The organism is Nocardioides sp. GCM10028917 (genome assembly GCF_042666175.1).
GTDB lineage: Bacteria > Actinomycetota > Actinomycetes > Propionibacteriales > Nocardioidaceae > Nocardioides.
On the sequence record NZ_JBHTFL010000003.1, the window covers coordinates 19,320 to 41,426 of the forward strand.

The 22,107-nt window shown below is 66.7% G+C and carries 9 protein-coding genes and 1 pseudogene; 4 read left to right on the top strand and 6 right to left on the bottom strand.

Going from position 1 to position 22,107, the window contains the following annotated elements; translation table 11 throughout:
* Positions 1 to 124: 124 nt before the first annotated feature.
* Positions 125 to 391, bottom strand: coding sequence for a tyrosine-type recombinase/integrase (locus tag ACFQW6_RS03560; RefSeq protein WP_378542591.1), 267 nt, complete (start codon positions 389 to 391; stop codon positions 125 to 127).
* A gap of 1,277 nt (positions 392 to 1,668) precedes the next feature.
* On the opposite strand from ACFQW6_RS03560, the gene ACFQW6_RS03565 reads away from it, so the two are divergent.
* Together ACFQW6_RS03565 and ACFQW6_RS03570 are read left to right on the top strand one after the other, a co-directional pair.
* Positions 1,669 to 3,846: a hypothetical protein gene (locus ACFQW6_RS03565; protein ID WP_378541361.1), complete on the top strand. Its 2,178-nt coding sequence runs from the start codon at positions 1,669 to 1,671 to the stop codon at positions 3,844 to 3,846.
* Between the two features lie 214 nt (positions 3,847 to 4,060).
* Positions 4,061 to 6,811: a hypothetical protein gene (locus tag ACFQW6_RS03570; protein WP_378541363.1), complete on the top strand. Its 2,751-nt coding sequence runs from the start codon at positions 4,061 to 4,063 to the stop codon at positions 6,809 to 6,811.
* 295 nt (positions 6,812 to 7,106) lie between these two features.
* On the opposite strand, the gene mobF is transcribed toward ACFQW6_RS03570, so the two are convergent.
* Positions 7,107 to 13,184 (bottom strand): MobF family relaxase, encoded by a 6,078-nt coding sequence (mobF, locus tag ACFQW6_RS03575; protein ID WP_378541365.1) that lies wholly within the window; start codon positions 13,182 to 13,184, stop codon positions 7,107 to 7,109.
* Positions 13,185 to 13,483: 299 nt separating this feature from the next.
* On the opposite strand from mobF, the gene ACFQW6_RS03580 reads away from it, so the two are divergent.
* Both ACFQW6_RS03580 and ACFQW6_RS03585 read left to right on the top strand, forming a co-directional pair.
* A complete protein-coding gene (locus ACFQW6_RS03580) occupies positions 13,484 to 13,888 on the top strand; it encodes a hypothetical protein (protein ID WP_378541366.1) in 405 nt (134 codons plus the stop codon).
* A 612-nt stretch (positions 13,889 to 14,500) separates the two neighbouring features.
* Positions 14,501 to 16,333 (top strand): DUF4157 domain-containing protein, encoded by a 1,833-nt coding sequence (locus ACFQW6_RS03585; RefSeq protein WP_378541368.1) that lies wholly within the window; start codon positions 14,501 to 14,503, stop codon positions 16,331 to 16,333.
* Here ACFQW6_RS03585 and ACFQW6_RS03590 read toward each other — a convergent pair.
* The 4 genes and pseudogenes from ACFQW6_RS03590 to ACFQW6_RS03605 all read right to left on the bottom strand — a co-directional run.
* A pseudogene (locus ACFQW6_RS03590) lies at positions 16,330 to 16,935 on the bottom strand (DUF4157 domain-containing protein); the annotation flags it as partial. The gene ACFQW6_RS03585 and the pseudogene ACFQW6_RS03590 overlap by 4 nt on opposite strands.
* Positions 16,936 to 17,106: 171 nt before the next feature.
* Positions 17,107 to 18,837 carry a DUF4157 domain-containing protein gene (locus ACFQW6_RS03595; protein WP_378541370.1) on the bottom strand — a complete coding sequence of 577 codons (1,731 nt, stop codon included), beginning with the start codon at positions 18,835 to 18,837 and terminating at the stop codon, positions 17,107 to 17,109.
* 14 nt (positions 18,838 to 18,851) lie between these two features.
* Positions 18,852 to 20,297 (bottom strand): hypothetical protein, encoded by a 1,446-nt coding sequence (locus tag ACFQW6_RS03600; RefSeq protein WP_378541372.1) that lies wholly within the window; start codon positions 20,295 to 20,297, stop codon positions 18,852 to 18,854.
* On the bottom strand, positions 20,297 to 22,105 hold the full coding sequence (locus ACFQW6_RS03605) for a hypothetical protein (protein WP_378541374.1): 1,809 nt from the start codon (positions 22,103 to 22,105) through the stop codon (positions 20,297 to 20,299). Before ACFQW6_RS03605 ends, ACFQW6_RS03600 begins: the two co-directional genes overlap by 1 nt.
* Positions 22,106 to 22,107: the final 2 nt, after the last annotated feature.

A 22,107-nucleotide genomic window follows, 5' to 3' on the forward strand; every position in this document is an offset into this window, starting at 1 on the left:
CGGGGCGCTCCAGGCGTGGACTCACCCTCCCGGTGTTCGCGGCTGCGGGTGAGTTGGTAGACGGCCGACACTCGGACGGACACGGCAAGATGTCCCTTCGCGTCCAGCAGAACCGTTCCTCACCTCACACAAGTTCCTGGGTCATCTTTGTCGCGTCATAGTGGGCGTTGGCATGTCCTCTTCGCCGCGCGCCTTCCCGTCGTTCTAGACCCCGGCGACGTAGGCGGTGAGGAAGTGGACTCCGTGGCGGTCGAGGTTTCCGCGGGCACGGTTTGTAGTGCTCGGTGGTGCGTGGGTCGGAGTGTCTGGCGAGGATCTGTGCGTCGCGGAGCGGGACGCCGGCGTCGAGGGCGTTGGTGATGGCTGCGTGGCGCAGCGAGTGCGGGCTGATGTGTCAGGGGATGGCTCCTGGTTTCGCGATGCGGGCGACCATTCGGTAGGCGTCTCGCCTGGCAGCCGTACCGAGGGCCGACTCATCCTGCGCCCCGTCTCCGGCAACCCCATCGACAGTTGTTGGCCGGGCGGGCCACGCTTGATTCGCTTCCGCGTAAGTCACAAGTGCACTAGGAGGGTCCGGCGGTCCAAACAATGGCACGTAGACATTCGGTCGCAACGCGAGCAGCAAACCGACGTGGAGTCCTGTGCCCTCGTCTCTCAACTGCTTCAGATGGTCGGAGAGCTTGTCTGACCGCTCGGCAACGGATTCCGTAACTGAGCCCGACCGCAGGTGCACCGACACGGTCTCAAGGCCATCTTCACCTAGCCGCTCGATCACGGCCGCATGCACCAGTGCGTCGCGTTCCCCATGCGGGTTTGGCCCGATCTAACATTTGAGCGATCTCGCTCTCGCTGACCGAGGCGTAGGGCGGCAACCCATCCGCGTTCAGTCGGCGCCGAATGACGTTCGCGGTCTGCTTCAACTGCAACTCGGCGGGATCGAGGTCGAGCGCATGCGTAACTCCATGCACCGCCTGCTCAATCCCTCCCGACGACACGACCATCTTCCCGATCGCACGGTGGAGTGGGTCCCGATCGTCGCTGTCCACGCTCTCGGACGGTACACACTTGGCGGCCCGAATTCATTGCACGCAGGGGCCACGTCGTGTGCGGCGGAAAGCCGTGCATCGCGCTGCGGATCCATTCGTTTGTTTAGGTCGCCGCCACGCGCTCGGCGGGCATGACGGCGATTCTGCTCCCGCGCCTGCTCGGTGAGGTAGTCAGCAACCCTTCCTTGGTCCCGGCAGGGCAAGGCGCGCGCGACGTGGGGGGAGTGCGCAGGCTTCGCCAAACAGTCACTCGTTGATTAGGGCCCTCTGCCCGGGAGCGGCCCGCTGCGCGGCCACGGATGCCAAGATTACCCACGCGGCCAGAGATTGGAGTGATGTCGAGACCCGGGCCAGCGGAGCATCCGCCACTTACACTCCAGTCATGGAAGGGTCCACGCCGTTTCACGTGGAAGCGCCAGCAGTCGCGACGCCCATGAACGTCACGCCACCGACAACCCCATCTGCGCCCAGCGTGCCTGCCCGGCCGCTCCCAGGTCAGGCCCCCCGGCGAAGCAGTGGGCCGGCCCGGTGGGTGTTACCCGACCTGACCGGACTCTGGGTCTCGCCCGGGGCTGACGGCGCGTACTCGGCGCTCCAGGTTCACCTAAACCAGGCGGGAAGCATGATCGTCGGGTGGGTGACAAGTCCACCTCGGCGCATCCCCATCAGGGCCTCGAAGTGCTTCTCGCCCAAAAGTCCACAACTATCCCCTGATGCGTGGGCCATCCGGAACGTCGCGATCGTCTTCGTCGGGTACCTCAATGACCCGCGTGTTGATGTTAGGGAGCGCGAGATCTCCCTCCACTGTGCGGCGGTGCCCTTGTCAGATGTGTACGACGCGCACCACAGGTGGTTTCCTGATGTCGACCCTGCTCAGGTGTTCGGTCGGCTGCAGTCCAGAGCGGAAACCGAAATCGGCACGCTGAGGCTGGGTTCTGGCAACGAGCGTCGGATGCAGATCCAGTTCCATCACGACGCGCCTGGTTTCGAAGAGTTGAGGCAGCTCCACACGACCCCGCGCATCCCTGGCTTCTACGGCGCGATGACCCGCACCCAAGACATCGCCTCGGAGCCGTTCCGGAGCTGGCTGCTTCACCACAGTCGGCCAATTCCGCCCGGATACTTGGAGGACTCCGCCCGAACGCTGGCACCCGACGCGAGATCTCGAGACGACATCACCACCGGGCCTCTTGGTCAGGCGATCCAGCGGTGGCACGCGTCTAAGGAACCACTCCGACGAGAGAATCGCGGCAAAATCTTCGACCATCTGGTCAGGTGGCTCGGCGACAGCAATCCATTACCGGCTCCACTTTATCGGGCCCACACGCTGAGCGCTTTGAACGCTGCACTCTCCGTGAATCGGGTGAAAGTTGACGAGAACGGCTCAACTAGGGTCGACAGCTACCGCAACTGGATCACCCTCGCTTACGCAGAGGAGGTGGATCGTTGGAACAACGCTGGGCGTCCGTCAAATCAGCCCTATGTGCCGGCGATCGGCAATATGGGAATCGAGGATGGCGATTACCTGTACACATTCACTTTTGAGACGGGTGCCGCGCTCCCCCTGCCCAAGGTTGTCACTGGAAAAATCCCTGAGCCAGGGAACTACGTGCGCTTTCGGGTACCGGGCTTCTCCATCGGGTTCAACCCGTTCTACGCGAACGTCCGTCTGCAGAAGGTGGAGGCTGTACGAGACGGCCAGGGGCGGGCTCAGGTCGACGCAAAGGGAAAAATCAGAGTCACGCCGAAGGGCGAGCCAATCTTCGACACCGCCCATGACTCGCTGAGTGGGCTCATCGGAGTGTTCATCGACGTGGGGTTCGGCTTTCCGAAGCCCGGCCTCAACATCAAGGAGGTCCAGATCCTCAGCGCCAATGGCACGCTTACTAAGAACTCCTTCGATGGTGCCTCATTCCAGATAGGCACCATCAAAGGTCCGGGTGCTACGGGGCCCTTAGAGGCGGGTGCCCAGGCCGGCGGCTCGGTCGCGTTCTCTGTTTCGCGGGACAGCGGCGGCGTCAAGTTCGACCTCACGACCCTCGTCGACATTCCTCCCTCCCTAACAAATTTGCAGGCCGACAAGCCTGGTGATTTCTTGAAGCCTCTGCTGAGTCCCGGTCAGGTTCGCGCCAAGTATCAGGACCTGCTCAAGCCGTCATGGAACCTCTTCAGTGGTGGGCTGGCACTCGGCTACTTCGTGGCGGGTGGCCGGTCCACGAGGATCACTCCATCAATTGATACCCCGGCTCCCCCCGCGCGCCCGGCCGAAGTCGCCATCGGGCTCGACCTAGATGACTTCTTCGAGTTAAACAAGTCGGAGATCCCCACAAACCAGGCTTACATCAGTACGTATAGCCGGTTGGCGGTGGTCGAAGCCTCATTGGCCGAGTACCTCGCCGTGCTCATCAACCCCTCGGCAACCCGCTTCGCTCTCGGGTGGACGTCGCCTGAAGGGGAGACACTTCACAACCTAAAGTTGTCCGTCGACCGAGCGCAGGCGCTCGCGCACGCTTACCTCGACGCCTTCCCAGCCGGCCGGGTCCCTCCTATACCTCCCGGCAATATCATCGGACGCGGGGAGGGGCCGTCGCTCGAGAAGCCGGGCGACCGTGGCGTACAACTGCAGGACCCTGAGGCCGCGCTCGGGATGACGGCGAGAAACCCCAGCTTCCGAGCCAGTTACGAGGAGTGGGTACGCCGGAACGCAGACCAGGTCGCTCTCTGGCCGGGGTGGCGTCGGGCCCAGCTACAGGTCGACGGCGTCGTGATCATCGCGCTGGGGGCGCCTCAAAAGCCGTGACGAACTTCTGGGAGGTGCCGCGCCTCGAAATCGTCGCGTCCGCAGGATGACGGCGCTGGACGTGGTTGACCGGGCGACCTTTGGACGTGAGGCGGCGTTTTCCCCAAGATCGGCGAAGTACATCGGTCCGCTACCCCGCGGCGATGAGCAGCGATAATCTCAACTCGGCCTCACAACAGCCGCTGAGCATCGGAAGCGCCACCTGAGGGAAGCCATGTTCGACCTGACCAAGGACCTCGATCGCTACAAGGGCATCCCGCCGTACGACTCCCAGTTGTATGGCGTGTACCAGCCGCTCCTGGGATGGCGGTCGAAGTTGACCTCGCATTGGCTCCGAGCGGGCCGGTCGCTCACGGTCGATCCTCGGGTGAAGAAGATCCTTGACGCCAACATTCGCCCCAGCCCAACGCGAGTGGACGCTGAGTCGGATTGGACCAAAGTAGACCCACTGTTGCTTGGCATGGCTAGGCCGCCGTGGGTAGTGATTGTACGGAAGGATTTCGGTCCGAGCCACCTGATCAACCTCGTCCGTGCACGCCTTCAGGTCTTCGTCGAGGAGCACGACGGCAGGATGCCGCGCAGTCAAGAAGAGTGGGAGATGGTCTTGCACGCCGATCAGACCATTCTTGAGTCGATGCCCGACGGTTCAAGATCGCTGATTGCCCAAGTCAACGACTACCACCACGGCCACTTTTGGGATGCGGCCGGTAAGAAGGCGACCGAGAGGTTCAAGGCTGACTTCCTCGGCGCCATGCAATTCGAGTCGCAGATCGCAGAACTGCTCGTAGCGTGCATTGAGAGCCGCTCCGGACTAGCTCCGGAGTTGCTGGAGGAACTTTTCGTTGTCGAGCCGACTCCACCACTGACTGATTTGTTCAGACCGTCAGACCCTTTGGCAACGATCGACCCCCGCGAGGACGGCGGCACGCTGGCTCCAATGGGGCTCGTCCACGTTTATCGGCAGCTCTACCACGATCTCGGCACCTTCCTTGGCGAACCCGTCGAGCACGTCTGGCTCGCGCCAGGTACCACTACTGAACTCATCGAGGTCAGCACCCGGCGAGAAATTGTCGAGAGAACCCTCGAGGAGGTGCTTGAACGCTCCACTACTTCTGAACGTGGAAGCAAGGCCACCGACGAATTGTCGACAGCCGTAAAGGATCAGACCGAATCGTCGGTGAACATCGGCATCTCCCAGAGCAACACGGTCGATCTGCACGTCTACCAAGGAACACTAAACACAGACGTCGGCATCGCGTCGTCCCGGGCTAACAGCCGGGAGCAGGCGCAGAAAGCGCTCCGGGAAACCAGTGAAAAGGTCACCTCGGAGCTGAAGCAATCGGTGAAGTCGACGTTCCGGACCACGGTTGAAACAACCGACACCAGTAGTCGCCGTCACGTCATAGCAAACAACACGGGCGAGCTCGTCAACTATGAACTGCGCCGAAAGATGCGTCGGGTTGGCGTCCAACTGCAGGACGTGGGCACTCGGATGTGCTGGCAAGTTTTTGTGGACAATCCGGGCGACAGCCTTGGCTTGTCAGAACTCGTCCACCTCACTGACACCGCCGAACTGACCAATCTCAAGGAACCAGAAAAGATTCCGCCTCCAGCGCCGATCACGAAACAACTGACCATCAGGGTGCCGTACATCCCACTGCGCAGATACTGGAGACCAGACGTGCGCTACGAGTGGTGGAAGGATGACAACGGTGCGCAGGTCGGTAAGGCCAGCGATCCAAACGACAACGACAGTAATTGCATCGTCAAGTTCGACGGCTACAAATTCGAGCCACCCCAGACCGGGTATGAGCTGCAGGGCGTCGACGACATCCGGCTACTGCCGGCGCCCGCGGGACAATTGGCACTACTCCGAGGCGGAACGCTCAGGCTCGACCGTGCATCACAGAAGTTCGAATTCATTCTGCAGCAGGTGCACTACGGTGGTCAGACCGCGATCGAGCTCCCCGTAGAACTACGCTTCCACCCGACCAGTACCGAAAAACAACGAGTCGAAGACGCGAACACGGCGATCAGCGGCGCCTATGAGGAGGAGCGAAAGCTTGCCATCCGTCGCACGCTGGTTGAGAACGTCCGATCCCGCATCAAGGACGCCGCCGGGATTCGACCGAGACCGAGTTGGGACCTGCGTGAGGAAGAACGAACAGTCATCTACCGGCAACTAATCAAGCAACTCATGTTCGCCCACGATGACGCGCCATTCGCCGACAGCAGGGAGCGACGCATGGCTCACGTTCGATCCGAGATCCTCCGGTCAATCTTCGACATCGACGCGATGCTCTACTTTGTCGCTCCCGACTGGTGGATGCCTCGAAACCTGTCGGCCGGCCTCGAGCTCAACCCTCAAGTGGCTCCACCCCACATGGCAACGTCCGCCTCAGACACTCAGCCCGCGCCCGCTGCCCCAGCTCTAGACGAGACGGACACCGTTTCCTACGGGGGCAAAGACTCGCGCCGGGAGGACAACTACCTAATCACTGAAGCATCACAGCCAGCAAAGCTCGGCAGCTCGCTGGGGTGGCTCCTTCAGTTGGACGGGGACAACCACCGCAACGCATTCCTCAACTCGCCATGGGTGAAGGCGGTCATCCCAGTCCAGAAAGGCCGGGAGACCGCCGCGCTGACCTGGCTTAGGGCCGTGGAGAACCAACCCGACGATGGCTGGGACCACCCGTACAGCGGCACCGACCCCGAGTTTGTCGGCAAGACGTTGGGCAAGGTGTTGGAGACCATTGCCAACCGGCTGACGGCGGACAACGGCAGCATCGATCAAACGCTCGCCACAGACAAGGTGTTCTCAGAGGGGTTCGACCCAATGGGAGAGAGTTTCGACGCTGCCGTCGAGCCACACAAACCGTTCAGCCAGTGGATCTCGGTCATCCCAACCGACCAGATCGTGGCAGTGGAATACAAGCCAATGGACCTACAAAAGGACGACGAATAGCCGAACGAATCGGCTCTTAGTTGAATGCCCAGCGAGGAACCTCGGCCTGTTCTCGAGGCGATGAACGGCTCGCTGATCGGGGATCGGCGGGAGCTCGACCTTCGCCCCCGACGGGGTCGTGATCAGGGAGCTTTATCCGGGGGAGCCTGAGCGGCTTCATCCTCGAGGGGGCTGGTCAATGGCAGGCGTCACGGCCGCGGGGGGAAGCGCCCAAGGCGCGGATCAGGCCTGGGTTTGAAGTGGGCGCTCGGCCAGCGTCATTCTGGGCGGTTTGCTGCGGCTTCGAAGCCCCGAGTTACCGCCGCCCGGTTGGTGGCATGCCGCGATCCGGGATAGGACCTGGTGCGGGATTGTCCGCTCGATGGGGTCGGCGGATCGTGGCAGGGTCGAGAGGCGAGTTCCCGTCGATGGGGATCGCCAGTCGGGAGACGATCCGGTAGCGGAGGTCGCGTGCGGGGCTGTCTCCTAGGGGTGTCTCGGCGACGATCGCGCGGGTTGCGGCGACGACGTCGTGGCCTTGTTGATGGGCTTGCTGCAGCATCGCCGCGGTGGCTGGCCAGTCGCCTTGTTCGAGTAGTCGCGGGTCGAGCTCGCGGGCAAGCGGCTCCCACCGCTCGGCGGGCGTCTTGTCGGCCGCGGCCGAGAGTCGGGCTCGGACGTCGCTGCTCTTGTGCAGCTCGGCCAGCGCAGCCTCCCGCGGGTCGGCGTCCCATGTCTTGACCGCTTCGCGCAGGTCCCGGCGGGACTGCAGCTGGGAGAGCTGCAGCCGTGCGCTCACCTGGTTGACGCCCGGCTTCCAGGCCTGGCTGGGACGGGCCGAGATGACCCGCATGGCGGCCGCCCGTGCCTGGTCGGCGCCGAGGTTGTCGAGGCGTTCGGTGAGGAGCTGGTCGCCTAGTGACCGGAAGGCGGGCTGGCCGCTGGCTACCGCGGCGGTGAGCGCGGCCGGGCCGCGCTGAGCGAGCAGGTCGGCGGGGTCGAGGCCGTCGGGGAACCGCGCGTAGCCGGGGTCGAGGCCGTGCGGGGTGAGCATCCAGAAGTCGCGCTCGGCGGCGACCCGGCCGGCCAGGTCGGGGTCGGTGGCCACGATCGGGTCGTGGCCGGTTGCTTGATGAATGGCGGCGAGCTGGGCGGCCTGCTCATCGGTCAGGGACGTGCCGAGAGGGGCCACGCCGACGTAGAGGCCGGCGCTGGCGATCGTGACGGCGACCGCGTCCATCGGGCCCTCGACGATCACCGGGACGGCGCCCTCAGTGGGCAGTTCGTCGACGACGCCGAACAGCTGCGCGCCCTTGTGGAACAGCGGGGTGTCGGCGGTGTTGAGGTACTTCGGTCCGGCCTTGCCATCAGTTAGGTCGTCATCGGTGAGGTCGGGGCGTCGGCGGCCGACGAAGCCGAGCACCTCGCCATGGTGGATCACCGGGAACATCACGCGGTCGCGGAATCGGTCGATCAGTTGACCTGTGCGTGGCCCGGTTCTGATTTGGGCGGCGACTCCGGTGGCGAGCATCTCGGCGTCGCTGACGCCACGGCCGCGCAGGCGGTCGACCAGGTTGGTCCAGCCGGCCGGAGCCTGACCGGGGCGGAACCGCTCGTCGCCGGCGAGGTCGACGCCGAACCGGCCGGTGAGGTAGTCGCGGCCCCACGAGTCGGTGAACCGGGACTCGAAGAAGGCTTGCGTGAGCTCGTTGATCTCGAGCATGCGCTCGCGCGTTACGGGAGAGGAGAGCCATGCGTCGGCGCGCTGGTACATTAGGCGGATGTCGGCGTCGGTGGGCTCCAGTCGGGTGCCGCCGAGGTCGCGGATGTAGGCGGCCCGGCCGAGGTCGGGCTCGATGTACTGGCCCTCGTCGACGTCGACCACGTCATGCTCGAGTGCGTCGACCTGGCGCTCGTCGACCAGGTAGACGGGGGGCTCGAGGTCCGTGCCGGGGTCCCCAGCAAGCGGCCACGGGATGTCGGCAGGGGGGTCGACGAACATTGTCTGGTCGGGCTCGATGCCCTCCCGCAGGTCGGCGGGCGGCTGGTCGAAGTGGTAGTCGTGTGCGTGCTCGTCGAGGGCGGCCTCCAGCGCGATCGAGGTCCGCCAGACCAGTGCCTGGCACTCGTCGACACCGTCCCAGCCGTCGCTCGGCAGCGCCCGGGCGGCGCCTAGCAGTGCCTCGACCTGCCACCCGCGCTGCACCCCGTGGTCGATGTTGGAGACCAGCGCCGGCCACCAGGTGCTGGCCTGGATGCTCGCGGCCCGCTCGGGACCGAACAGGTCAGCGAGCCGCGGTGCCCAGTCGGTGGTGACGCTATCCCGGGTCGACCGGGGGGAGCCGACGTCGTTGACCTGGGCGGCGACCGCAGGCGTGAGCTGGTGCGCCATGCGCCACCACAGCGCGGCAGCAGCGTGCTCGTCGGGCAGCGGTCCGGCCGGGTGATCGGGCGCCGCAGCGGTGCGCAGCAGCCGGTGAGCGGTGACGCCGGCCCGCGACATCGCGGCCAGTCGCTCGGCCAGGAGGGGGGTGAACTCGTCGCCGCGGATCTGCGGTGCGAGCGTGTAGAGCAGCTGCCGCCATTCCTTGAGCGCCGGGGTGTGGTCTCCGGCGACGGCCCGGTTGAGGCGCCGCTGATAGGTGGAGGAAGCCTTCTGCAGCTGCGGTGCGCCGGTCGGTCGCCGGTCGTCGGCGGGGACCTGCATGGCTGCGCGCCAGACCTCCACATCAGCAACCAGCTGGGCCGCGGTGGCGCCTGTGTCTGATGCGGGGCGGAGGCCGTTCTGCGCCCACACCGGCAGCCCACCCTTGCTGGCCTGTTCGGCGGCGCGGGTGTGGACCTGCTCGGCCAGCTGCTCGACCAGGAGCGCCCGCTGGGAGAGGTAGGCACCCCAGTGCGGGTCCTCGACCAGACGGGCAGGGATTCCTGGCATCCAGGGCACCAGAGCAGAAACGGCCACGTTGCCTGTGCTGCGGAATCCGGAGGAGTCGAGGCGCCAGTCCAGCACCGCGGCCCGGTCACGAGCGCTCTCCAGTTCCCGGTCGCTGGCGGCGGCCCGCAGGGCTTCGACGGGGTTCTCGCCGGTGGCGCCGAGCAGCAGCAGATGGGCGCGCAGGGTGGGCCAGGCGGCCTCATCCGACAGCCCGGGAGCCAGGGTCTCGACGGCGGAGTCCAATGCGTCGACCAGATTGGCGGCGCCGTTAACCGTGGTGCCGGCGCCATGGGCATCGGCGCCGGTGATGGTCTCGTGGCGCAGCAGGTCCTCCGCGGCGACGTGGAGGCTGTCGAGGTAGCGCTGCGAGGCCTCGCCGAGCCGGATTGCCGGGTCGGCCTGATCGCGGACCAGGCTGGTCGCGGACCGCTGGGCGTCGTCGCGGGCCAGCACCTGTTCGAGGATGTCGGTGGGCGTGAGCGGCCGGACCAGAGTCGAGTGGATCACCGAATGGGGGTCGCCGTCGCCGACGACCTCGAGGTAGACGTGGTTCGCGTGCGCGCCGCGGGTCATCATCGTGTAGAGCTGCTGACGCGACTCGGTGCCGGTGGCCAGGGCGTGCATGGTGTCGGCGGTGACGCCCTGGGCGGTGTGCACGGTGCACGCGTAGCCGAGCTCGGTGGAGCGGGCGACATAGTCGGCCGGCAGTCGCACGGTGCGGCGGTGCTGGGTGTGCTGGACGCTCAGGTCGCCGCCGTCGTGGATCTCCAGGACCGTCCAGCGGTCCCCGTTCTTCACCCAATCTGTGGCCGAAGTACGCAGCCCGCGGTCGTTCTCGCGGGTGATGATCAGCTCGCCGATCGACGCCTCATTGCCATCCGCGAGCCGCCGCACCCGGTCGATGCCGGCCCGATGGTGGGAGCCGGCCGGGTCGATTTCACTCTGCTGAGCGAGGCGGTGGCCGCGAGCCTGCTGGTTCAGTTCGCTGACCAGATCCCGGGTCGGGGCGAGCATGATCGAGTCGAGACCCGCGGCGCGGTCGGTCTGCCACGCGGCGAACACGTCCTCGGCCATCGTGGCCAGGTCACCGACGTGGGCCCGGCCCCGGTCGAGGTAGAAGCCGAGCGCCTCGGACTTGCCCTCACGCAGCGCAAGCGAGGCACCGCCTTCGGCGGGGTCCTTGAACCGGACGAGCTCGCTCAGCTGCAGCGCGCCGTGGGTTGCGCGGATGTCGCGGAGCACGCCGCCGGCGCCGATCGCGGCGAGCTGCTGGTCGTCACCAATCAGGCGGACGCTGCCGCCGCGCTCGAGGACGTAGGTGACCGCGGCGTCCAGGGACAGGGTGTCCGCCATGCCGGCCTCGTCGATGACCACCAGGGTCGAGGAGTCGATGCCCGCGACCCAGTCCGGCACGGCGGCACCGGACCTGCGGGCCTGCTGAAGGGAATGCGTGAGCTTGGCCAAAGTCTCTGTCTGGCAGTGGTTCTGGGTGTCGATGTGGGAGCCCATCGACGTCCGGAGGGCGTCCGCGGCCGCCGCTGAGGGAGCGAGTCCGATGATGGTTCCGCCGCCGTCGGTCCAGGCGCTGGCCAGGGCTCGCATCGCGGTGGTCTTGCCCGACCCGGCGGGTGCGATCGCCAGCTGCAGCCGTGCCCCGGAGGTGGCCATCTCCCGCACCAGCGTGGCCTGTCCGGCGTTGAGGGTGACGCCGTTGGCTGTTGACTCCAGCAGCGCCAGGTCGACCGAGGAGGACTCCACGGCGTACCCGTCGTGGCGGCCGGCGGCGTCGACCAGACGCTGCTCGGCGGCCAGCACCTTGCTCGAGGTGAACAGGTGGACGCCACCCACGGTATACACCGAAGAGCCGTCGACGCGGCGCAGGTCGTCCGGCTCGATAATGGAGTCGAGCGGCTGAGTGATGCGGACGGACTGGCCCTCGAGCACGTCTTCCACGAGCATCGTGACAAGCCGAGCGACCTGATCGGACGGCACGCTCACGGCCCGGACCTGCCGTTGAGCTTCGGCGTAGACGTGCCAGTACTGCCAGGTGGACCGGGCGCCTTCCATCGTTGCGACGATCCGGTTGGTCGTCTTCGTGAACCAGGTCGAGTCGACCAGCGGTGGGCCGGCGCCCTTCGGGTTCAGCGCCTGGTCGATCATCTTGTCGACGCGCTGCGGGGTGCCGAGGACGTCGAGCGCTTCGCGGCGCCAGGCCCGACGCTGCTCAGCGAGGGTGCGCGGTTCGTGCTTGGTCTCACGGGTCTCGAGGGTCGCCTGCTGGGACAGCTGGATGGTCTCCACGGGCGTCGGGGGACGGCCATGGGCGACCTGGAACGCCGCAGCCAGCTGCTTGCGGCGCTCCTCCACGCTCGCGCGGCGCTTGGAGAAGCGGGTGTTCAGCTGGGCGTCGACGCCGACGATCTCGCGGATGGGACGAGTGCGGGTGTCGGTGTTCGGGCGCTCATCGAACTGGACTCCGAGGGCCTCGGAGAGGTGTCGTTCGAGCGCGGTGTTGTAGGTCTCTGAGGCGGAGACTTTGGCCTTGAACATCAGCCGGCCGTCGATGGCCAGCCACTTGCCGTCGAGTGTCTGGACCTTGTTCGCCACGGCGACGTGGGTGTGGAGGTCGGGGTCTCCGGCGCGAGAGTCGCGGTGGGTAAACGCGGTGGCGACCAAGCCGCGGACGTTGACCTGGCGGACGCCGTTGGTGCCCTGGCGGGTGAACAGTGCCTTCTTCTCGATGAAGTCCAGGGCGTCCTTGAGGGCCGCCTGGTGGGCCCGCTCGATCACTGCGGCGGTCTTCGGGTCGGCGATCGCCCACAGCACCGAGACGCTCTTGACCGGGGAGAAGGTGAGGTCGTAGCCGGCGACGGCGTTGGTCTTGGACCGGGAGTGCTTGGCGATCGTGGCTGCCAGCTCGCGGGCGTCGGCCGGCTCGCGACCGTGCTCGGCACGGAAGAACTCCCGGCCCACCTCGGTGCGGATTCTGGCGCGCTCCGCGGCGGGGACGGGGTAGTCGCCGGGGTGACCAGCGGCCTCGTTCCACCCACTGAAACGCTTGGCAACGTCGATCCGGAACGGGCTCATGTCGTTGTTGTAGACCTTGTACGGGGTGCCGAGCCGGACCGCGGTCTTGTAGTCCGCTTCGGTCGGCCGCCCCGCCTCGTCGCGGCCGATCCGTAGGTCCAGCACCTTGGTGCGCTGGGTGGCCAGCGGGTGGTGCCCAGAGCCGAACAGGCTCTGCATGTGGTCGGCAGTGACCACGTCGCCGGCCTCAAGGCCAGCGACGCCCTCGCCCCCAGCCCCGATGCCCGAGCCGACCCACACCCCGGGGGTCTCGCCCTTCTCGGTGTAGTAGCTCGCCAGGCCGGTGTGGCCTTTGTTGGTGCCGTCCATCGCTGCGACCTGGCGGGTCAGGTAGTCGTATCCCGACCCCGCGGTCAGCTTGTGGAGGCTCATCGTCACGGTCACCTACGTGCGCACGGGCGAGGCAGGCGATCACTCTGGGCTGGCTTTCGGCTCTTTCCCTTCTTTTCGGCGAACCGGGAATGCACTAGGTGTGTGGCACTAGGTCGGTCGCGGAAATCTGGGGGGACACTCAGGGGCGTGGGTGACGGCCGGGGCGTCGGGTTCGGATCGGGTGGGATGAATGGGTCGAGGGAGCGGGGTTTGAAGGTCTCTGCGGTTCGGTGATCGCTCGGACTCCGGGAGATGTCGTAGGTGACTGTCAGAGTCCATGTCGACAGAGTGAGGACCGGATGAGTCAGCAGACGATCAAGCAGCAGGCAAGGCGTACGGCGCGGGAGACGGCCGAGAGGCGGCGGCGCGAGCACGAGGATCGGGAACGTCGGGTGATCGACCTGGCCGAGCGGGCCATGGTCGCGATCGGTGAGCGCGACGCGGCGGTGGCCGAGACCGAGAAGCGAGCCGGTGAGGCGCTGCGGGAGTTGACCGAGCGTGAGGGCTTGTCGTTGGGCGATGCGGTCGAGTGGTGCGGCGGCACGTTGACGGTGCGTGAGGCGACGCGGCTGCGGCGGCTCGTCCGTGAACCGCAGTCCGACGCGGGCCGCGATCATGGCGGCGAGCGGGACGGCTCGCAGGTGGGCGACGCGGCGGCCGCGGGGGCGGGTGGGGGAGTGGGTACCGATTCGTCGGCTGGATGACGCGGGCGTCGCGGCAATCGCTGCTTGTGCAAACCCATCGCGAGACGAGAAGCAGCCGCAAGCCAATCGTCTCGAACGTCGGGCAACGACCCCGACAGCGCATGGGGTGCGAGGTACTTGGTGAGGGGTGCGGAAGGGCGAAAGTGGCGTTAGTCGAAAGGGCGTCCGGCGGAGGCCGGGTGTCTATGGACGTGCCTGGCCTGTGCGGGTCGGATCGCACCTCGGTCATGTTCGGCTGTGACCTTCGACGTGAGAAAGGGAGAGGCGTTCGGACGGTTGATCCCGTCGGGAAGGACTTCGCTGGCCACCGTCCGGACCGAGTGGGGCCGCGAATTCGTGTCCGGGGGAGGCTGTTGGCATTTCCGCACTCGTGGAGACACAGTTGGCTGCGTGACAGAACGAGCCGTCGCTTGTACGGGTCATACAAAGTTCGCGACCTCGGAATGGCTCGCGGGTGCGGGCGGGCAGCATGTTCCGCAGTGACTACCCATCATTTCGTCCGGGGTCGGGATTTTCGTCGCCGCCCTGCGATACCGTTTGAGTCGGAACTGGAGGCGTGCAGCCGTGACTTCGTCCAAGGTCCTTGGCAGACAATCGTCGAACCCTCCACGCGTGGGTCGCACTCGACGGAATCGCAGAAGCGAGGCAGTTGCGCCTGACAAGCGCACGAGGTCAGCAGGGTCGGCGAGCCGGGCGGACGGCCGCACGACGACCTTGCCTCGATGGGAACCCGTCCAATCGACGGGCGACCCGATCGAGTCGACGGCTCGGCATCGGACGGAGGCGCTGTTCGGCGTGAGCTTCGACTCGGTTCGCATCCACACCGGAGCGGAAGCGGCCGCGTCGGCGCATGCACTCCGCTCGCGCGCGTACACGGTCGGCGAGCACGTCGTCTTCGGAGCCGACCGGTACGAGCCGGGCGCGGCTGAGGGCAACCGGCTGCTCGCGCACGAGCTCGCGCATGTCGTCCAACAGCGCCGGCCCGGCTCGGCATCGCACTCCCGGCTCGAGGCTGAGTCCGACCGGGCCTCGCAGTCAGTTGCTGCCGGCACTTCGCCGACGATGGGCGGAGGAACGACAGTCGGCGTGCAGAAGGCTCCGCTGTCCGATGCCGAGTTGGGAGCACTCGATCGCGAAGAGCTCGAAGAGCGCCGCGAAGCGAACGAGGAGGAGTCACGGATCCTCGTCCTGTCGCCGCAAGTTCACGATGAGTTGGTCAGGGAACGGGTCACGATCGAGCGACGGCTCGGCATACCAGGGCCAGTGGCCGAACGCTCCAAGCCGCGAGTGCCCAAGAAGGGCGTGAAGGCTCCAGCAGCAGCGGACGCGTTCACAGGGATTGACTACGAGCTCGCGGTGGGAAGCAGCCTGCCCGAGGCGGACACGTGGAACTACTACGCCGGCAACAAGTACTTCAACGTCGGGCGTGCCCTGCGGATCGCCGAGAACGGCGAGGTGACGACGCTGTACTACGCCGCCGCCGTCAAGTGGGAGGGCTTCAAGGGCCCACAGTGGATCATCGGCCCGGAGTCGATCGACTACTTCATGAGCAGAGCCGACGACTTTCACAGGCGGACGATGGCCGCACCGAAGGACCCGGAGAGCCTGTGGGACTGGGAGCGAGAGGTTCACCTGGCCCAGATGGCCATCATGAGCGGCGAGATCAAGAAGGCGCTCCAGCACGTCGGCCGCTCGCACGTCGAGAAGTGGTCCGATGACCCGATCGGCACGCTGCTCGAGGTCGTGCCTACGGGAGGCGGCAAGCGTGGCCCTGTACGACGTACGCCCAAGGCGCCCCGGGTGCCGAAGGCCTCCTCCAAGAAGGCTGGTCCAGCTGCGAAGCCATCAGCACCGATGCCGAAGCCAAGCCAGGCTTCGACGACGGGCGCCCCGGGCCCCAAGCCTCCGAGTACCCCTGCCCCGGTGAGCACCCCCAAGCCTGGTGTCCCTTCTACGCTCCGCGAGTCGGCGGGCGCCGCGCCTCCGGGAACGATGGAGATGACGGACCCCTTCACCGGCCGTAAGGGTCAAGTGGTGGCTACCTCCAAGAAGCCGGCGTCGCAGAGGACGTCGACCGCGGCGAGTCGAGCCGAGTTCCACGCGTACGACACGGCGCTGAATCGTGGCAAGGAGATCGGTCTGCAGCGACCTGGCGCCGTCACCCAGGGCGGTCCGGACTTCATTACCGCCCGCCGTAACGCCAAGGGTGAGATCGAGGTCATCGTCACCGACGCGACGATCAACCGCGCCAAGGTGCCGAAGTCGTCGCTGCCGCGCAAGTGGCGGGCCGAAGTCGACGAGGCGGTGGCCCCCGACCGACTCAAGCTCGGCGACCCAAAGCTCGAGGCTGAGATCCGGCGGGCGGTCAAGGATGGTCGGGTGAAGCTACGAACCCAGATGATCGAGACAACGCCACAAGGCGTGACGATCACGGAGATCCATTAGGCCAACGATGCCGAAACCGTCATTCGAGCGGGTGTGAATGCCGCAGTAGTCGGTGATCTGCTGGCGCGGTCAAGGCGAAGGCGCAACTCTGGCCGGGCACAGGGTTGATGTACGTCGGCGGGTACAGCAGGTCGAAGGACTCGATCCCGGTAGTGTCCAGCCGAATCTCGGCGCGATTCGGGGTGGCAAACGACGCGGCGGGCGAGCAGTCCGCAGTCTCCACCTCGCCGACGACACCCGTGACGAAAAAGGTCCACGCCCGCGGTGCCCGGGTCGTACCACCGGCGGGGCTGAGTCATCAGCGTAGGCGCTTCTCGACGACGAAGGGTCCCTTGCAGGGACCGGTTCCTTCTTTCACCAGGTTGAACCCTCCCGGGGAGGTCCTGACATATCGAAGGCCAGCCGGGTGACGATATGGGCGAGCTCGTGGGCCAACACCTCGGTGCCTCGGGAGTCGTCGGCGCGTACCGTCCCGCGGCGAAGGCGATGTGCGGGCCGACCGAGTAGGCGTCGGCGGCGACCGCGCGAGCGGCGCGATCTGCCGCCCTGTCGGTGTGGACGCGAACCTGGGAGAAGTCGCGTCCGAACGCGGCTTCCATGCGCGTGCGCGTGGGCGGTCTCCAGCGCGTGGGCCACCCCGGTTGTGATCGGCACTCGGCGTGCCGGCGGGCGAGCGACTATCACGACTGGCGGCGATACGACGCCGTCCCCACCGCTTCGCGCGTGATACCTCGAACATGCTTCCGCCCTCAGAGTCAGCGCGTGTCATCGGGTTACAGCGTCAAGCCGGTCTCACCCTTCCCGGCCGGTCGCGGCCGATCCTTCATGGCCGCGAGGAAGTGTGTCTTGCCGAACTCTTCCCACTTGCTGGCCTTCGCGACGTTGCCCGCCGTGATCCGGACCTCGAAACGGACCATCCCCTTGTGTTCCTTCTCCTCCTTGTCCACGCGGAACTTCCCCATCGCGCCGGAGATCTCGCCCCTGCCGTGATGGAGGGCTGACAGGAGGTCGCGGTTGTGCGTGAGCCCTTTGAGCCACGCCAGGACCTCTGGGTTGGCGTCGTTGCTGCCGCCGTGCCCGTGGACGAAGAACTTCGACCGCGTGGTAAGGCCGAGCTTGTCCAGCAGGAGGGGCTGAGCGTCAGCCACGAACCGACGGAAGAGCGCGCGCTCCTCGTCGGTGAGCACGTGCTTGTGGACCGAGCCCAGGTGCGTGCGGCTCATGATGGCGAACGTGTACTTGGCGGCCTTTCCGATCGGGGAGCTGGCAGGGTATTGCCCGCGGATCACCAGGTTGACGACGAGCTCGAGGAAACCCCTCAGGTCACTGATGTCCCCCCTCGGTCTTCGCGCCTTCGTCACGTGGTCGATGATCCCGTCGACGATCGAAGTGACCTTGCCCTCGACGTCGAGTGACTTCCTCTTCTGTTTGCTCTTTCGGCTCGAGGGATCGTACTTGTCGAGTTCGTACTGCCGCATGAGTGAGGGGTACTGGCTCATCTCCATCGACTCCGAGATCTGGATGTAGGCGGGCCAGTCCGGCTTCTTGACATCCACGACCAGGTGCTCGGTCGGCTTGAGGGGTCGGTCGGCACGGTCCTTCGTGCTGTTGTCCTCGAACGTCTTCCCCTTTTTGCGCTCCTTCCTGGTCAGCCGCCACCCGCGCGGGCGCAGGTGCGGGATGGGGAACGTAGCGGCGGGGAGCCGATGGTAGGTGGTGCCGGCGATCCGAACCGTCGGCGCGGCATTGATGGCCTGGGTCATCTCAAAGGCCTCCTTGAGCTGGGCCGCGAGCTTCGGCCACTTGCGCTCCCACTCGGTCTCGAACTCGACCTGCCCGTTGGTCTCGCTTTCCATACGCGCACCCGACGCGCCCTTGTAGATGTAGTCCCGCGAGCCGAACTTGCGGGGGAGACGCGGCACCTCGCCCGTCGCCTCGTCCCAAGCGTGGATGAAGCTCGACTTGTTCTGGAGCTCGAACTTCATGGCGCGCTGAATCCCGTGAGATCCAGCGTCGGATGCCTGCTGCACACTGTGAGCGAGCTCATGGGCGAGCAGATGTCTCCCCGCGGTTGACCCCGGCCGGTACTGATCCGCGCCGAACACGATGTCGCGGCCAGTGGTGAACGCCCGCGCCCCGAGCGCGTCCGAAGCCGCCGCAGCGCCGGGATCCGTGTGGATCCGCACCCGGGCGAAGCTGACGCCGAAGCGCGGCTCGAAGAAGGCGCGGTCACCCGAAGGGAGCGCAACGCCCGTGCCAAGCCTGAGGATCGCCCTGTTGTCGTCCCGCGGCGGCGCCAAAGCACGTCGCGCTCCCTCGGGCTTCGGGGCGCGACTGATCCCTCGGGGCAGACGATGCTCGATACCGAGCCTGCGGCCTTGCGCGGGGCGTGGACTGAGCATCTCAGTAGCGACACGGTCGGCCTCGGTCTCCGCTGGTCCTCGGGCGGCAGCCACCTTGAGCCGCGGTTGGGGGCATCTGTGTCGTTCGCGAGGCGCGCTCATGGTCGATGCTCTCCTCACGAGGGCGCCGGCAGAGCGCTGATGGCGTCGAGGGCGGTCACGAGCTTGGCTCGGACCTCCTTCGTGATGCCGGGATCCTCGAACTTGGCAGACCGCAGGTCGGCGAGCGAGTGGATCCCGAGCGTCTTCAGAGTGGCGACCGCGCTGGTGCTGACGCCCTCGAGCATGTACGGCGGCATGGCGTCCAGGCGGTCGACGTTGTCGAGCAGCAGCTCGTGGTGTCGCTTCCTCCCCGCGGTGTCGAACAGGCGCCTGAAGGTCTTGAGCCGGTCGGGATAGGTGACCGTGTCGATCACGGGACTCCCCAGCCTCCGGCTGAGGTCTTCCGCCGACTCGATGATCCAGGAGCCCTCCATCGGACTGTGGGCGAACAGGAGGTTGGCGTTCATCAGCGGCTTGGTCGGCTCGTCGGTGTCGAAGAGCGGCACGCTTGCCCACGCGGTTGCGATCTCGAGAGCGGTCTTGCCCTTCAGATCGGCCGTCGCGACCGGGATCTCGATCTCCGTCGGCTGCCCGTCGACGACGGCGTACACCTTCACCACGGCGTCCGGCGTGGCCGCGCCGACTCCCATCAGGCGCTCGCGCAGCCCGAGCTTGTCGAACGGCTTGAACGAGCGTGTCGTCTTCGTGCAGTCGAGGCATCGGTACGCCAGCGACAGCACGTGCCTGCGATGGTCGGTGGCGATCCCCTCGATCTCGGAGCCCTTCATCGTGACCGTGGCCAGCAGCACCCAGCTCGTCTCGGGGCACGGAGGGCACTCGTCCACGCCGTCGCACGGCGACGTGAGCTCCCCGCACGGGGTGTCGTAGTGCTCGGGAAGCTCCGGCAGGAGACCGAACTCGTACTCGTCGCGATACCTGCTGTTCTCGCAGGCGGCGTCCTTGCACGAGCATCCCGTCGGCGCGTGCACGGGCTTGACCGCACGCTCGCGGTACCGCACCGCGAGGTAGAACGTGCCGGTCCGGCTCGTCTCGACCGGGCGGCACCAGGGGTCGTCGTTCGGCAGGCAGGCGACCATGCCGAGCATGTCCTCCTTGCAGAGGTCGAGCAGCTCGCTTGTCGCCACGACGATCTCGTTCCCGTACGGGTCGAGCGCGTAGCCGCTGGTGACCCGAACCTTGCACGGATCGTCGCCCTCGTCGTCGGCACGTGCACATCCCTCCACCACTAACCCGCAGACGAGCCCCCAGCCGTGCAGCAGCCGGTTGTGCCGTCGGAGCTTGTCCTTGAAGTACAGCTGGTCCTGGGTGAGGTCGTCCGGGGTGACGATCTGGCGCGGGTAGAAGCGGGTCCGCTCCAACCCCGCCAGCGCCTGGGTGCTCGTCCACGCACAGGTGGCGCAGCCACAGGGCTCGGCGGAATGAGCCGAGCCCGAGCATCCGCAGTCGCCGGCACACCCGCAGCCGTACGTCGTCGATCGTGCCGTCGTTATCGTCGTCATCAGCTCTTCTCCCATGCGAAGGTCCAGTGAATCCAGCCGTCGGCTTGTGACGCTCTCGGCAGGCGCTGTCCGCTCGGGCGCACCCGGGCGGACAGCTTGCTCGCCTCGATCTGGTCGTTCCAGAGATCGAGCAGCTCGTTGCGTCCGAGACAGGTCCCGGCGAACGAGCCGATGCTCTGGGTCGCGATCGGCGAGCGGGACGCGACGAGCAGCCGACCGGAGGTCGCTACCGGCGCGCTCAGCTCGAGCTCGACCGTTCCCGCCAGCTCCTGCCCCAACGTGGCGTCGAAGTCGCCAGCGAACAGGTCGGCGATCTCCGGCCGGTCCACCTGCTTCGCACCGGCGACGGAGAGACTCTCGACCGTGCCGTCGTCGGCGAAGAGCCACGCCTTCAGCCATGGGTTGGCGACGTCGACGAGCCAGTCGTCTGCCGGCTGGGTGAGGGCGCGGGCGAAGCTTGCTTGGATGGTCGGGGCAGTGCTGCTGCTACGAGCACCGCTGTATGGATGGACGGCGGTGAGTCTCAACTCGGGAGTCACCGCTTCGACGTAGAACACGCTGTGCAGACGTCCACCGTCGAACCCGTCGGTGTAGCACCCCGGCACGGTCTGCGGCCTGAGCGCGTCGATGCTCATGTCGGGGACGACGTTCTTGTCCCAGAGCTCGTCGAGCCGGGCGGCCGGCAACGTGGTGCCGGCGTGCTGCAGCTGGGCCGGCAGGGTGATCGGTGCGACGCCCAGCGGCCCGGTGTCGACGTTCGACCGCGCCTGCACGACGACACCGAGCCGGCCGGCCCCGGCCTCGATCAGCTTGGCCAGCCGGTCCAAGTAGCGGTCCTCGATGGCGAGGACCACCCTTTCGTGACCGCAGCACCCGGCCCGGGTGTCCTTGGCGTAGATCAGCTCGAGGCGTTCGCACACGACCGCCGTCGGGTTCGACGGGTCGTTCGCCACCGCCCAGGCGCGGATCCAGTCACGGGGGTCGTCGATCCTGTCCCTGTCGATCGCCCGATCGAAGTCGAGCTCGATTCGCGGCCAGAGGCGCCAACGACCCCAGGCCGAGGGCGATCCCTCACGACTCAGCGTGCTGCCCGAAGCCGGGCGCAGCTCGACCAGTCGCGGCGCTCGCAGGGACGAGTCGTCACACCCATCGTCGCGGCAGCGCTGAAGGTCGTGCAGGTCGCGGTTGGACGGCACCTCGGGGCGCTGACCCATCGAGATGCCGACGATTGCCGAGCCGTCCCACGCCACCGTCGCCAGCTCGACGCAGTCGCTTCCGCACGCGCATTCACGACCGGGCTCGAGGGCCTTGCAGCACTGCGCGCAGACGTCGTCGCAGTTCTCGCGTTCGCGCAGCCGCAGCTCGATGCGGAAGCGCTCCTCGATGGCGCCGGGCCGGCACTCGACGCGGGTGTCACAGTCGGTGACGAGTGCGGGCGCGGGGTCGGTCGGGCACTCGTGGTGCAGCACGCACAGCTCGTAGACGCCGGGCTCGGGCGAGCCCGACGCAGGTGTCGGACAGACCCACGAGGTGACGTCGTCGATCTGGACGGAGCGGGACACGACGATGAGTCGGCCACGGCCGTCGAGGGCTGCGCCGCTGGTCACGCGCAGCCCGGTCCCGTCAGCTTCGACCTTCAGCCCGCAGAGCACGCCGGCCCCGACCGTCAGCCGAGACAAGGTGCGCTGCAGGGAGAGCAGGTACTGCTGGTCGCGCTGGAACTCTTGGACCCCCATCAGCTTGCCGTGCCAGAAGTTGTTGCGGACGAGCGGCAGACGAGTCTCGTCATGCTTCGATGTGAGCGTCATGC

What these genes read in the sequence shown, in the direction of transcription:
- ACFQW6_RS03595 (WP_378541370.1), bottom strand. Translation starts at nt 18,837, where the DNA reads ATGAGCGCGCCTCGCGAACGACACAGATGCCCCCAACCGCGGCTCAAG.
- ACFQW6_RS03600 (WP_378541372.1), bottom strand. Translation starts at nt 20,297, where the DNA reads ATGACGACGATAACGACGGCACGATCGACGACGTACGGCTGCGGGTGT.
- ACFQW6_RS03565 (WP_378541361.1), top strand. Translation starts at nt 1,669, where the DNA reads ATGATCGTCGGGTGGGTGACAAGTCCACCTCGGCGCATCCCCATCAGG.
- ACFQW6_RS03570 (WP_378541363.1), top strand. Translation starts at nt 4,061, where the DNA reads ATGTTCGACCTGACCAAGGACCTCGATCGCTACAAGGGCATCCCGCCG.
- ACFQW6_RS03580 (WP_378541366.1), top strand. Translation starts at nt 13,484, where the DNA reads ATGAGTCAGCAGACGATCAAGCAGCAGGCAAGGCGTACGGCGCGGGAG.
- ACFQW6_RS03605 (WP_378541374.1), bottom strand. Translation starts at nt 22,105, where the DNA reads ATGACGCTCACATCGAAGCATGACGAGACTCGTCTGCCGCTCGTCCGC.
- mobF (WP_378541365.1), bottom strand. Translation starts at nt 13,184, where the DNA reads ATGAGCCTCCACAAGCTGACCGCGGGGTCGGGATACGACTACCTGACC.